The sequence below is a fragment of the Streptomyces sp. NPDC058457 genome, assembly GCF_042720695.1.
Classification (GTDB): Bacteria; Actinomycetota; Actinomycetes; order Streptomycetales; family Streptomycetaceae; genus Streptomyces.
On the sequence record NZ_JBHXLU010000011.1, the window covers coordinates 1 to 12,374 of the forward strand.

Below are 12,374 nucleotides of genomic sequence, written 5' to 3' on the forward strand. Positions count from 1 at the left end.
GGCCCTGTGCAGGCATGACTTGGGATCATGCTGATGTGGTCACTTGAAGAAGTTTTCACATCGTGGGCACACGAAACCCCGGACTCCGGATCGCCCCCTAGACCTCAAGCTGTTCCTCGACCCGCTTGAGTTGATGACGGGGCGCGGCGAGGGCCGCTTCTGCTGCTGCCGGCAATCCGATGATCCCGCGGCTCAGGACCCCTCATCGCAGCTTGAGGTCTCCGTAATGGCCACGCTGTGGCGCGCTTTGGGCGGGATGCAGAAGGTCGGGTCGTCATCGACATATTTCGCCAGCAGCCTGCCGCCTATTTTCCGGAGTCTTCCGAACGCGGACCTGCTCCATGCGACATCGTCGGCGTCATTGAATGCCACAACGGGAGCGTCGGCCGCATTCACTTCCTCTCCGAGGCCGATCGAGAATCTCGCGTCGGCGAAGAGCACTGAGGCGCAGAGATGGGTCGGCACAACTCGGGCCACCACTGGGTCGTACGAGGCCGGCCACCACTCGCCGACCGGTGGTGCGTGAGCGGACGGGGAGCAGCAGGCTCGTGCCGGAGCCGCGGGCTGGCAGACTTTGTCGTGTGAAACCCGTGGTGAAGCGAACGACGAGCGACTTGCGGCGGCACAACCGGTCCCTCCTCCTGTCCGCTCTGTATGTCCAGGGACCCACCAGCCGTAACAACCTGACCCGTACCTCCGGCCTCAGCTCCGCGACGGTGAGCAACGTCGTCTCCCAGCTCATCGCCGAGGGCCTGATCGCGGAGGGCGGTTCGGAGGATTCCGACGGGGGCAGGCCCCGCTCGGTGCTCGAGATCCGCCCGGACTACGGCACCGTGATCGGCGTGGACATCGGCGAGACGCACGTCAGGATCGGGCTGTTCGACTGGACCCTGTCGGTGATCAACTCCGAGGTCTACCCGATCGCCGACACCCGGCTCGACGCCGAATCGGTGGCCGCACTGGTGCTCCAGGGCATCTCCGAAGTGACCCGCGCCACGGGCGTCGACCCCGCGGACCTGCTCGGCGTCGGCGTCGGCGTGCCCGGCGCGGTCCAGCCCGACCTGCGGATTCCCGGGCGCATGCTGGTGCACTCGCCGACGCTCGGCTGGTCCGGTGTTCCGCTCGGGGAGATGCTCGCCCCCAGGATCCCCGCACCGCTCATGCTGGACAACTGCGCCCGGACCCTGGGCCAGGCGGAGATGTGGCGCGGCGTGGGGCGGGGCGCCGACCGCGTCGTCACCGCGCTGATCGGGGTCGGGGTGGGCGCGGCCCTCGCGCCGGGCACCGAGGGAGGTGTCGCGGGCCTGACCCCCGCCACCATCGAGTGGGGTCATACGGTGATCTACGCCGGCGGGCTCCCCTGCCGCTGCGGCTCGCGGGGCTGCCTGGAGGCATACGTCGGTGCCGAGGCCATCCTCCACCGTTACCAGGCCACGCTGGGCAGCCAGCCGTTCCGTGCTTCCGGGACCGAGAGCCGGCTCGCGGAGCTGACGGCACGGGCGGCCACCGATCCGGTGGCGACCGAGGCCCTGGAGAGGGTCGGGGAGTACATCGGCATCGGGATCGGCAACCTGATCAACCTCCTCCACCCCGATCTCGTGGTGCTCTCCGGATGGGCGGGCTCGGTGATGGGCGGGGTGGTTCTGCCCACCGTGCGCGAGACGGCCGAGCGGCACGCCCTGTCGTATCTGCGCGGGCGTACCCGGATCGAGGTCGGGCGGCTGGGCCAGGAGGCGGTGGCGATGGGGGCCGCCACCCTGCCGGTGGCGCACTTGCTGGAGACGGGCGGCCGGCGGCCGGCGGTCATGTCCGGTGCGTCCGGCACCTCCGGTGCGGAGGCCTGGGCGTAGTCCCGCCGCAAACCCGCTGTTGACCCTGGCCGGACCCGGCACGGGAGCTCCTGCCGACCCGGACGGGATGCCGGAGGTGCGGCCGGGTCCGGACGGCCGGGAAGCGCTGCTGTGCGGTGGACCGGTTGACGCCAAGACTATCGCCTCTTAGTTTAAGTCGAAGCCAAAGTCTCCTGACCTCCGTGGAGTCTTCATGACGTCTCAGTTCCCCGTGGCACAGCTCTACATCGACGGAGCTTTCCGCCCGGCCTCCTCAGGGCGTACCGCCGACGTCGTGGAGAAGGCGACGGGTGCCGTGATCGGTACATACGCCCTCGGCGGGGCCGTGGACGTCGGGCGGGCGGTGACCGCGGCGCGCGCCGCCCAGCCCGGCTGGGCGGCGCTCAGCGCTCCCGAGCGCGCGGCCTGCCTCGGCCGGATGGCCGACTTCCTCCAGGCGCACCACGCGGAGCTGGTCGAGCAGAGCATGCGCGAGACCGGCGGGGTGCGGGCCAAGGCCGAGGACGAGGTGTCCACCGGCATCCGCCAGCTGCGGATCTCCATGATCCAGGCGAGCGAGAACGCCGGCGACCTGCTGCCGCCGTACAAGGCGGGCAAGCTCTCGATGTCCCGGGCGGTCCCCCTCGGGGTGATCGGCGTGATCACCCCCTGGAACTACCCGGTCAACCTGGCCATGCGCGCGGTGGCCCCGGCGCTGGCCTTCGGCAACACCGTGGTGCTCAAGCCCGCCGAGCTCACCCCGGTCATCGGCGGCCAGGTCCTCGCCGAGGCGGCCCGGGCCGCCGGGCTGCCGCCGGGCGTCTTCAACATGGTGACCGGCGACGGCCTCGACGCGGGGCACGCGCTCGCCGAGCACACCGGCCTGAACCTGCTGGACTTCACCGGCTCCCGCGAGGTCGGCCTCGCCATCGCGGCCTCCGCCGCCGCCACCCTGCGGCCGATCCGGCTCGAACTCGGGGGCAGCAACGCCTTTGTGGTCCTGGACGACGCCGACATCGACCTCGCGGCCTCCTGCGCGATGATCGCCTCGCTGGAGTTCCAGGGCCAGACCTGCATCAGCGCCAGCCGCCACATCGTCACCCGGGCGGTGGCGGACCGCTATGTCGACGCCCTCACCCGCCGTGCCGCCGCCCTGCGGGTCGGCGATCCGATGAGCGGGACGGCGGATCTGGGCCCCCTGATCAGCACCCGCCAGCGGGACCGGGTGCACGCCCTCGTGGCGGCGTCGGTCGAGATGGGGGCGGAGGTGCTCACCGGCGGCACGTTCGAAGGGTTCGACGGGCTGTTCTACCGGCCCACCGTGCTGGCCAAGGTGACGCCCGAGATGCCCGCCTTCACGGAGGAGATCTTCGGCCCGGTACTCCCGGTCACCGTCGTGGACGACCAGGAGGAGGCGGTGGCCGTGGCCAACGGGCTTCCCATGCTGATGAACTCGGTGTTCTCCGCCGACCTCGTACGGGGCCTGTCGGTGGCCGAGCAGCTGGACGCCGGCGAGGTGCACGTGAACGACGCCCATGCGCGACACGGTGCGGACGACCAGATGGCCGGCTTCACGAAACGGCAGTGGATCGGTGTCCAGCGCACACCGCTCACACTCCCGGCGTGGACCGCCGACCCCGCGACCCGCTGATGACCGCGCCACGTTCGGCGCTGGTGGTCCGCGGCGGCTGGGAGGGCCACGCCCCACGGGAGTGCACCGACCTGTTCCTGCCCGCGCTGGCCGACGCCGGGTTCTCGGTGACGGTCCGGGAGGACCTGGAGGTCTACGCGGACGCGGACCTGATGGCGCGCACCGATCTCGTCGTGCAGTGCTGGAGCGAGGGCCGGCTGACCGAGGCGCAGTGCGCGGGGCTCGTGTCGGCCGTCGAGGCAGGCACCGGCTTCGCCGGCTGGCACGGCGGCCTGGTGGCGACGTTCTACGACAGTCCCGCGTACCTGCGCATGGTCGGCGGCCTGTTCCTGCACCATCCCGAGGAGCACCTGGAGTACCGGGTCCGTATGGAGCCGGAGCACCGGGAGCATCCGATCGTCGCCGGGCTGCCCGACGTGACGGTGGTCACCGAGCAGTACTGGATGCTGACCGACGCGTTGAGCACGGTACTCGCGTCCACCACCGTCGCTCCGGGCGCCGCGGGGCAGGGCGAGCGGCCTGTCGCCATGCCCGTCGTATGGACCAGGCAGTGGGGGCGGGGGCGCGTCTTCTTCTCCGCAGTGGGCCATCGGCCGGACGACCTGCGCGAGCCCACCGTACGGGCGCTCACCACGCGCGGACTGCTCTGGGCAGCCCGGTGAACGAGCCGGCGGGGAACGGGCGACTCGGGGACGAGCCGCCGGGAGACGGGCGGCCGGGAGACGGGCGGCCGGTCGTGGTGCAGGCCATGGCCGAGCACCTGCCCGGCCGGCTCTTTCCCCGCGACGTCCGCGCCCGCCTGGAGGCACGCTGTGCGGTCGAGCCGGGGCCGCCGCTGCGGGAGTTCCGCTCGGCACGCGCGCGTGCCGCGCTCGCCAGGGCCGACATCCTGCTGACCGGCTGGGGCTGTCCACGCGTGGACACCGATGTACTGGCCCGTGCACCGCGGCTGCGCGCCGTGGTGCACACGGCGGGCACGGTCAAGGAGCACCTGGACCGGGCCGTCTTCGAGCGGGGCATCATGGTCGGCTCGGCGGCCTGGGCCAACGCGATCCCGGTCGCGGAGTACACGCTGGCGATGATCCTGCTGGCCAACAAGGGCGTGCCGGCAGCGGCCCGCGAGTACCGGCGGCGCCGCGCCGATCCGGACCTGACCCGCCGGTACCCGGCGATCGGCAACTACCGCCGTACGGTCGGCCTGGTCGGTGCGTCGCGGATCGGCCGCCGGGTGCTGGAGCTGCTGCAGCCCTTCGACCTGGAGGTGCTGCTCAGCGATCCGTTCGTCACCGCCGACGAGGCGACGGCGCTCGGTGCCCGGCCGGCCGGTCTCCCGGAGCTGTTCGCGGCCTGCGACCTGGTTTCGCTGCACGCCCCGTCGGTCGAGGCGACCCGCGGGATGGTGGACGCCCGGCTGCTGGCCTCGATGCCCGACGGCGCCACGCTGCTCAACACGGCACGCGGCGCGCTCGTGGACCAGGACGCCCTGACCGCTGAACTGCGCACCGGCCGTATCCGGGCCGTGCTCGATGTCACCGAACCCGAGATCACGGACGCCGCCTCACCGTTGTGGGACCTGCCCAACGTGGTGCTGACCCCGCACATCGCCGGCTCGCTCGGAGGAGAACTCGCGCGGCTCGGGGCCGCCGCCGTGGACGAGGTACTGCGGGTGGCCGCGGGACTGCCCCTCGCCCACCCGGTGGAGTACGACGCGCTGTCCGTATCGGCCTGATCAGCAGCTGCGGGGACTCCCGTCGACGCGCCACGGCGCGTACGGTGCGGAGGTCAGGCGCCCTGCTTCATGAGCCGGCCCCTGCGTCCGCCGCCCGTTCCGGGCTTCCTCCCGCAAAGAAATCGACCGAAGAAACCGACACCTGGTGAATCAGTACGTCGGACATATTGACCTCACCTCTGCCGCGACTTAGCTTAAGTCGCAGTCAAAGTCGGAACAGGTCGGCTCGTGGTCGGCCAAGGGTTCGGGTCCCCGGGGGACCACCGGGCGACGGCCTCACTGACGGAACCACCGCAGCAGGCCTTCTTCTGACACGAAAGTGAGCACTGGCCAATGAAGACCAGATTCGCCGCAGTCGCAGGCGCCACACTGGCCGCAACACTCGTTCTCGCCGCCTGTGGCGGCGGGGACGGGGGCTCCGGCAGCGGATCGGAGCCGAAGGGCGGCAAGGTCCGCCTCACCATGTGGGACTGGGACCCGGGCATGGACAAGGTCGTCGCCCTGTGGAACTCGACGCACCCGGACATCCAGGTCGCCCTCAGCAACCCGGCGGGCGGTGACCAGCTCGTCAGCAAGATGATCACCGCGCATCAGGCGAAGACCGCCCCCGACATCGCGAAGGTCGAGTACCAGTCGCTGCCCGGCCTGGTGACGAACGGCGTGGTCCGCGACATCACCGCCGAGACGAAGAAGGCGGTCACGGACTTCGACGCGGCGACACTGGCCCAGACCCGCTTCCAGGGCAAGGTCTACGGCATCCCGCAGGACTTCGCCCCGCTGATGATGTTCTACCGGTCGGACCTGTTCAAGAAGTACGGCCTGAAGGTGCCGACCACCTGGCAGGAGTTCCGGCAGGAGGCCGCGAAGCTGCGCAAGAAGGCTCCCGACGCCTACCTGACCAACTTCGACGCCGCCGACCCCGGCTGGTTCACCGGCCTCACCCAGCAGGCGGGGGCGGACTGGTGGACCACCCAGGGCGACTCCTGGCACGTCGACATCAACGGCACGGCCAGCGACAAGGTCGCCGGGTACTGGCAGGGCCTGGTCGACAAGGGGCTGGTCAAGAAGAATCCCTCCTTCTCCCCGCAGTGGAACAAGGAGATGAACAACGGCACCCTCCTCACCTGGATCTCCGGGGCCTGGGCCCCCGCCCAGATCGGCGGCATCGCCCCGTCGACCAAGGGGAAGTGGACCGCCGCGCCGCTGCCGGCCTGGACGGCGGGCGACTCCACCACCGGCATCTGGGGCGGCTCGGCCATCACGGTCACCACGGACTCCAAGCACCCCGCCGAGGCCGCGGAGTTCGCGAGCTGGCTCAACACCGACTCCCAGGCGGTGACGGCCCAGGTCAAGAACATCAACATCTACCCGGCCTCGACCTCGGGGCGCGCGCTGCCGATCCTCGACCAGCCGCCGGCCTTCTTCCCGAACCAGCCGGGCTTCTACACCGAGGTGAGGAAGGTCGCACCCGGCGCCCGCAGCTTCTCGATGTGGGGCCCGAATGTCACAGTGACCTTCTCCGCGTACCGGGACAGCTTCGGCGCGGCACTGCAGTCCGGGAGCTCGTTCAGCGAGGCGCTCGACACCATGCAGAACAACACCACGGCCGGCATGAAGAAGCTCGGGTTCACCCTCGACTGACCCCGGCGACCCGGTCGCCCGGCCGCGGCTCCTGACCCCCGGCCGGGCGACCGTCCCGGCTCCGCCGGCCTCGACCACCGACCGCCGATCACCGACCACTGGTCACCGATCACCGATCACCGATCACCGATCACCAGCACAACCCATCGATGGCCGGTCACCCGCGCAACCCACCGGCAGCCGGTCACGGCACCGACCACCGAATCCAGTCACTGGCACCAGCCACTCACCCGATGGGGACACACGTCGATGGCGACAAGCATCTCGCGGCGGGGCCGACGGGCCGGCCACAGCCGGCTGCCCTATCTGCTGGTTCTGCCCGCGACCCTGCTCCTCCTGCTGTTCGTGGCCGCCCCCGGGTGCTACGCACTGCTCCTCAGCTTCCAGCAGCGCAAGGTCAGCGGGGGCCTGCTGGGAACGGGCAGCCGGACGGTCTTCGCGGGTCTGGCCAACTACTCCGCCGTGATCCACGACGCCGAGCTCTGGCACAGCCTGCTCCGGATGCTCCTGGTCGGCGCGATCACCGTACCGGCGACCGTGCTCCTCGCCCTGCTGTTCGCGCTCCTCCTGGACACGGCGCGAGCCCGGCTCACCCGGTTCGCGCGGCTGGCCATCTTCCTGCCGTACGCGGTGCCCGGTGTCATCGCCACCCTCCTTTGGGGCTTCCTCTACCTGCCCGCGACCAGCCCCATCGGCGGCCGGCACGTCGACTTCTTCGGCAGTTCGATGGTCTATGTCTCGGTCGCCAACATCGCGGTGTGGGGCGCGGTGGGATTCAACATGGTGGTGATGTACACGTCCCTGCGCGGGCTGCCGCCGGAGATCTACGAGGCGGCCAGGATCGACGGAGCCTCGGAGCTGCAGATCGCGCTGCGGGTGAAGGTCCCGCTGGTCCGTCCCGCCATCGCCATGTGCACCCTGTTCACCGTGCTCGCCGCCCTGCAGCTGTTCAACGAGCCCAACACACTGCAGCCGCTGTCGAACGCCATCTCCCTCACCTGGGTCCCCCTCATGAAGATCTATACCGACGCCTTCGTCGACTCCGACATCCATCTCGCGGCCGCCACCTCCATCGTCTTCGCGGCCGGAATCCTCGCCGTCTCCCTGCTCGTCGGACGCCTCGCGCAGGCCCGGTGGGGCGGCGCCGGAGCCGTAGGCAAGGAGGAACGATGACGATCGACTCGCCCGCCCGTCCCGTCGTGTCCGCGGTGACCGCCGCCCGGACCGAGCGGCCCCGCCGCCGGCGCTTCGCCGCCCTGCCCACCGCGGTGCTGCTGCTCGGCGCCGTCTACTGCCTGGTGCCGACGCTGTGGATCCTGATCGCGTCCACCAAGTCGCGCAGCGAGCTGTTCTCCACCGCGACCTATCTGCCGTCGTTCGGCTCGGGGCTGGTGGACAACGTCGCCGACCTCTCCTCGTACGACTCCGGCGTGTTCTGGCACTGGATGCTCAACAGCTTCCTGTACGCGGGGGTCGGCGGGCTCGCCGCCACCGCCGTCTCGGCCGCGACCGGCTACGCCATCGCCAAGTACCGGTTCCGCGGCCGCACCCTGCTCTTCAACACCATCCTGGCGGGCGTCCTGCTGCCGCAGGTCGTGCTGGCCGTGCCGCAGTACCTGCTGCTGGCCCGCGTCGGCATCACCGACAGCTACCCGGCGGTGATCCTGCCCCAGCTGTTCAACCCGTACGGCATCTACCTGTGCCGGATCTACGCGGCCGCCTCCGTGCCAGACTCGCTGCTCGACGCCGGGCGGATGGACGGGGCGAGCGAGTGGCGGATGTTCTCCGCGATCGGGCTGCGGCTGATGGCACCCGGTCTGATCACCGTCTTCCTGCTCCAGTTCATCGTCATCTGGAACAACTTCCTGCTGCCCTTCGTCATGGTGACGAGCGACGACAAGTTCCCGCTGACGGTCGGGCTGTACAGCCTCCTGCGCCACGGCGCCAACCAGGCGTCCCTGTACTCACTGGTGATCACCGGCACCCTGCTCTCCGTCATCCCCGTCATCGCGCTCTTCCTGTCCCTGCAGCGGTACTGGCGTATCGACCTGGTGACCGGGGGTCTGAAATAGTCCGGCCACGCAGGTCACAGCCTCGCCCGGAGAGGACTCCCGAAGCGGGGGCGACAGCCGTTGGAAGGAGGCGCTGGGCCGCGATGACGCCGAGCGCGGCGAAGACCCCCACACCCCATCCATGAAAATCTGCCCGGCGAACAACCCGGCTGCGGTGCCGGTGAACGCGAAGCAGATGTTGCCGGTCACGGGCGAGGGACCAGGCCGATGGTGTGGTGCGGGCGTTGCCTGCGGAAGGCCAGGCTGACGACCCGAGCCGTGGCGGAGCAGCTGAACGCCGTCCAGCAGCACCTACCGTCGTGCGGCTCCCGGAGCCCAGCGCACGCAGCAGATATTCCGCACCTTGGACAGCAGCCGGTCTGGGCGTTGTTCGAACAGGGGCTGGTGATCGCCGGCTGGCGCAGCGTCATGGGGAGGTGGTGCGGCGGGCGTAGGCGCGGGCGGCGCGGGCGCGGTCGCCGCAGCGAGTGGAGCACCAGTGGCGGCGGCCGTGGCGGAGCAGGTAGCGGTTGCAGGGGGCAGAGCCGCAGGCGGTGAGGCGGTCCGCATCGGGGCCCGTGAGCAGGTCGGAGGCGTCAGCGGCAACGGTGGCCAGGGCGTGGTCCACGATCGCGGTGGTGGGGTGGGGGGTGGCGCGGTAGGGGCCGGTCTTGTCGTCCCACTGCAGCAGCGGGGCGGTGGGGACACGGGTCATCGCGTCGTTGATGGCCGCGACCGCAGCGGGGAGGGCGGGCAGACCCTCGGCGCGGGCGGCGAACAGCGACCTGATCTGTTCGCGCAGCGAGCGCAGCTGGGTCGCGCACATCTCCCGCATGCCGGCGTCGACCGGCGCGAGACCGCGTTCCGCCAGCCAGTGGTTCGCCTGCGCGGGAGTGCCCAGAAGATCGACCGTGTGCCCTCCGGCCAGCGCGATCGCGCTGTTGGCAAGGGCGAGAGAGAGGTGCTCCTCCTCGCCCTGTGCGGGCGGCAGGCTGAGTTGTTCGATCACGGACTCCTTCACGCTTCTCATGGTACGGCTTGCACGCATCCGTGAGAAGCGACTACGGTCGTCTCACGGTTTGATGGCATCCATCCGTGAGGTGTTCTGTGTCCGCTCTCCCCGCAACGACCAACCCGTTCCCTGTCCGCGTCTTCGGCGGCCCGACCGCCCTGTTCGAGTACGGCGGCCTGCGCTTCCTGACCGACCCGACCTTCGACGCCCCGGGTGACTACGCCCGTGCCGGCGGCCGGTTCCTGACCAAGACCGCTCCCTCCGGCGGCACCCCCGCCGACCTCGGCCGCATCGACGTGGTCCTGCTCTCGCACGACGAGCACCCCGACAACCTCGACGCCTCCGGCCGGGCCCTGCTCGCCGACGTCCCCCTCACCCTGACCACGCCCGGCGGCGCCGAACGCCTGGGCGGAAGTCTGGGGGAGAAGGCAAAGGGCCTGGCCGACTGGAAGTCCCTCGAACTGAACCGCCCCGACGGTGGCACCATCACCGTGACCGGCACCCCTGCCGTCCACGGCCCCGGCCGGCGCGAAGAGGTCGAACCGGTCACCGGCCAGGTCGTCGGCTTCATCCTGACCGGAGAGGGTCTGCCGACGGTCTACGTCAGCGGTGACAACGCCTCCCTCGACGCGGTCAAGGAGATCGCCGAGCGCTTCGCCCCCATCGACACCGCCCTCCTCTTCGCCGGCGCGCCCCGCTTCCCCGCACTTTTCGACAATCAGCTGATCGTCCTGGACAGCCCCCAGGCCGCCGCAGCCGCACAGCTCCTCGGCGCCCGCCGCGTGGTCCCCGTCCACTACGACAGCTGGGCCCACTTCACCGAAGGCCGCGACGAGCTGGTGTCCGCCTTCACCGCCGCCGGCCTGGCGGACCGACTGGACTGGGGCCGGCGAGACTGACCGACGGCGTCCGAAGCGCCGGCGGTAACGGCGAGGCCTCCACGCCGCTCACAGCCGGGCGGCCGCCCGCCCGGCCCCGCGGAGCTGTCGGTACACGGCGAGCAGCTCGTCGAGGGGCGGCCCTTTTCATCCACCTCGCCCCCAGGGTTTCCGGCAGATCGGCGCAGTTGTTCGAGCCGTGGCCGTCCACCACTGTCACAGGTCCTCGCTACTCTCGCCGCGTCGAGATCAAGGAGGACCGGGTGCTTGAAGGCGTGCTGATCGCGGAAAGTCTGCGGCTCGGAACGGAGTTGGGCGGAGTCCCGCTGCACATCACCAAGATTGCCAGAGTGGAGGTGAACGGCACCGCCGCCGAGCAGCCGCAGCGATGGACTCTCCTGGACTTCGCTGCCGAAGAGGCCGACGCCGAGCGTCTGGCCGAGCAGCTGGCTGCCTGCATAGCCCCGACCGGGGGTTGGTACGTCAACTACAACACCGCCACGGAAACATTCGTGATCTTCTCCGAGAAGATCTTCCGCTATCCGCGCAAGCAGGCAGAAGGCCGACGGCAGGCGCAGGACTACGCGCGCTCCATCGGCATCCCCGAGCCACAGTTGGACTGGCAGGACTGACCTGCCGGCCCCGCCTCACCAGCGGAGCCTGACCACTGCTACGGGCACCACCCGGGGAATTGCATGAACACGGGGGGCGAATCGGCTGACCGATCACAAGAGCCGATGGCCCTCATCACAGCCTGCGTGCTCCCTGTATCCGCTGGAGACTCCTCAAGTAATTCGATCCTGACCGCGTCACGAGCTCCGGCCAGGGGAAATTCGCCATGTCCTCTTCTTGGGACGGACGCTGCCCGAGTTTCGGCCGGAATTCATGGGATCCCCTTTCGGAATCCACTGCGGAGCACGTCAAGAATATGGCCTGAAACGGGTCATACGAGAAATTGGCTCGCATTTTCGCAAGATTCGGGCGGACGCTCCTGGCACGCTTGGGTCGGCGTGGACGGCCTGTGTGAGCCGTCGCGTCAAAGCCTTCACAGTCGACCGGAATGAGGAAGCAATGCGATCTTCTCTGGCCAGGGCACTTGTTACCACGGGCGCCCTCATCGGCATTGTCGCCGGAGGTATTGCGGGTGCGAGTGCGAGCGTGGCGGCCCCTCAGCAGGCCGCCAATCCTGCGGTCAGCAGCCGTCAGGTCTCCCCCCTCGCAGTGAACAACCTCGGCCTGGACACAACCCGGGCCAAGAACTGGCAGAGTTGCCTGAACGCTTGGGGCTTCAACGCCGGTACCGAGGACGGCCAGCTGGGCACCAACAGCTGGATGGCGGCACAGAGGTTGCTCAACGCCTGGGGCTACAACGCCGGTACCGTCGACGGGATCGTCGGGACCAACACGATCACGGCGCTGCAGAAGTTTTTGAACGCCGTCGGCGAGAACGCCGGCACCCCCGACGGAATCGCCGGACCGCAGACCAGGGCCGCGTTCTGGAATTACAACGCCACGGGCTGCTGAGCCAACCCCTGCATACCGCCCCGGGCTGGTCAAGCGGAGAGTCGGCTGCTCGACCAGCC

General features: G+C 69.9%; 12 protein-coding genes. 10 read left to right on the forward strand and 2 right to left on the reverse strand.

What is annotated here, in order from left to right:
- Positions 1-192: 192 nt before the first annotated feature.
- Entirely contained in the window at positions 193-465 is a 273-nt protein-coding gene (locus tag ACFWPS_RS11760) for a hypothetical protein (protein WP_383703664.1), read from the reverse strand.
- A gap of 125 nt (positions 466-590) precedes the next feature.
- Between ACFWPS_RS11760 and ACFWPS_RS11765 the strand changes: the two genes are divergently transcribed.
- The 7 genes from ACFWPS_RS11765 to ACFWPS_RS11795 all read left to right on the forward strand — a co-directional run bounded on the left by ACFWPS_RS11765 (position 591) and on the right by ACFWPS_RS11795 (position 8,922).
- Positions 591-1,850: an ROK family protein gene (locus ACFWPS_RS11765; protein ID WP_383703666.1), complete on the forward strand. Its 1,260-nt coding sequence runs from the start codon at positions 591-593 to the stop codon at positions 1,848-1,850.
- A gap of 193 nt (positions 1,851-2,043) precedes the next feature.
- Complete coding sequence (locus ACFWPS_RS11770) at positions 2,044-3,480, forward strand: aldehyde dehydrogenase family protein (protein ID WP_383703668.1); 1,437 nt, start codon at positions 2,044-2,046, stop codon at positions 3,478-3,480.
- A complete protein-coding gene (locus ACFWPS_RS11775; RefSeq protein ID WP_383703671.1) occupies positions 3,453-4,142 on the forward strand; it encodes a ThuA domain-containing protein in 690 nt (229 codons plus the stop codon). Before ACFWPS_RS11770 ends, ACFWPS_RS11775 begins: the two co-directional genes overlap by 28 nt.
- An 86-nt stretch (positions 4,143-4,228) precedes the next feature.
- Entirely contained in the window at positions 4,229-5,209 is a 981-nt protein-coding gene (locus ACFWPS_RS11780; protein ID WP_383703672.1) for a hydroxyacid dehydrogenase, read from the forward strand.
- 333 nt (positions 5,210-5,542) lie between these two features.
- Positions 5,543-6,850 (forward strand): ABC transporter substrate-binding protein, encoded by a 1,308-nt coding sequence (locus tag ACFWPS_RS11785; protein ID WP_383703674.1) that lies wholly within the window; start codon positions 5,543-5,545, stop codon positions 6,848-6,850.
- 249 nt (positions 6,851-7,099) lie between these two features.
- Entirely contained in the window at positions 7,100-8,023 is a 924-nt protein-coding gene (locus tag ACFWPS_RS11790; RefSeq protein WP_383703676.1) for a carbohydrate ABC transporter permease, read from the forward strand.
- Positions 8,020-8,922, forward strand: coding sequence for a carbohydrate ABC transporter permease (locus ACFWPS_RS11795; RefSeq protein ID WP_383703678.1), 903 nt, complete (start codon positions 8,020-8,022; stop codon positions 8,920-8,922). Before ACFWPS_RS11790 ends, ACFWPS_RS11795 begins: the two co-directional genes overlap by 4 nt.
- Before the next feature lie 406 nt (positions 8,923-9,328).
- Here the strand turns inward: ACFWPS_RS11795 and ACFWPS_RS11800 are convergent, their stop codons facing one another.
- The gene (locus tag ACFWPS_RS11800; protein WP_383703680.1) at positions 9,329-9,931 is read right to left on the reverse strand and encodes a CGNR zinc finger domain-containing protein; all 603 of its coding nucleotides are present in this window, start codon (positions 9,929-9,931) and stop codon (positions 9,329-9,331) included.
- 77 nt (positions 9,932-10,008) lie between these two features.
- Between ACFWPS_RS11800 and ACFWPS_RS11805 the strand changes: the two genes are divergently transcribed.
- From ACFWPS_RS11805 to ACFWPS_RS11815, 3 genes are all read left to right on the forward strand, one after another.
- Entirely contained in the window at positions 10,009-10,812 is an 804-nt protein-coding gene (locus tag ACFWPS_RS11805; RefSeq protein ID WP_383703682.1) for an MBL fold metallo-hydrolase, read from the forward strand.
- Positions 10,813-11,054: 242 nt separating this feature from the next.
- Positions 11,055-11,423: a hypothetical protein gene (locus ACFWPS_RS11810; protein WP_383703684.1), complete on the forward strand. Its 369-nt coding sequence runs from the start codon at positions 11,055-11,057 to the stop codon at positions 11,421-11,423.
- A 391-nt stretch (positions 11,424-11,814) separates the two neighbouring features.
- Positions 11,815-12,315, forward strand: a complete 501-nt coding sequence (locus ACFWPS_RS11815; RefSeq protein ID WP_383703686.1) for a peptidoglycan-binding protein — start codon at positions 11,815-11,817, stop codon at positions 12,313-12,315.
- Positions 12,316-12,374: the final 59 nt, after the last annotated feature.

Coding starts and splice junctions, on each gene's coding strand:
- ACFWPS_RS11770 (WP_383703668.1), top strand. CDS start 2,044: ATGACGTCTCAGTTCCCCGTGGCACAGCTCTACATCGACGGAGCTTTC.
- ACFWPS_RS11780 (WP_383703672.1), top strand. CDS start 4,229: ATGGCCGAGCACCTGCCCGGCCGGCTCTTTCCCCGCGACGTCCGCGCC.
- ACFWPS_RS11785 (WP_383703674.1), top strand. CDS start 5,543: ATGAAGACCAGATTCGCCGCAGTCGCAGGCGCCACACTGGCCGCAACA.
- ACFWPS_RS11790 (WP_383703676.1), top strand. CDS start 7,100: ATGGCGACAAGCATCTCGCGGCGGGGCCGACGGGCCGGCCACAGCCGG.
- ACFWPS_RS11795 (WP_383703678.1), top strand. CDS start 8,020: ATGACGATCGACTCGCCCGCCCGTCCCGTCGTGTCCGCGGTGACCGCC.
- ACFWPS_RS11800 (WP_383703680.1), bottom strand. CDS start 9,931: ATGAGAAGCGTGAAGGAGTCCGTGATCGAACAACTCAGCCTGCCGCCC.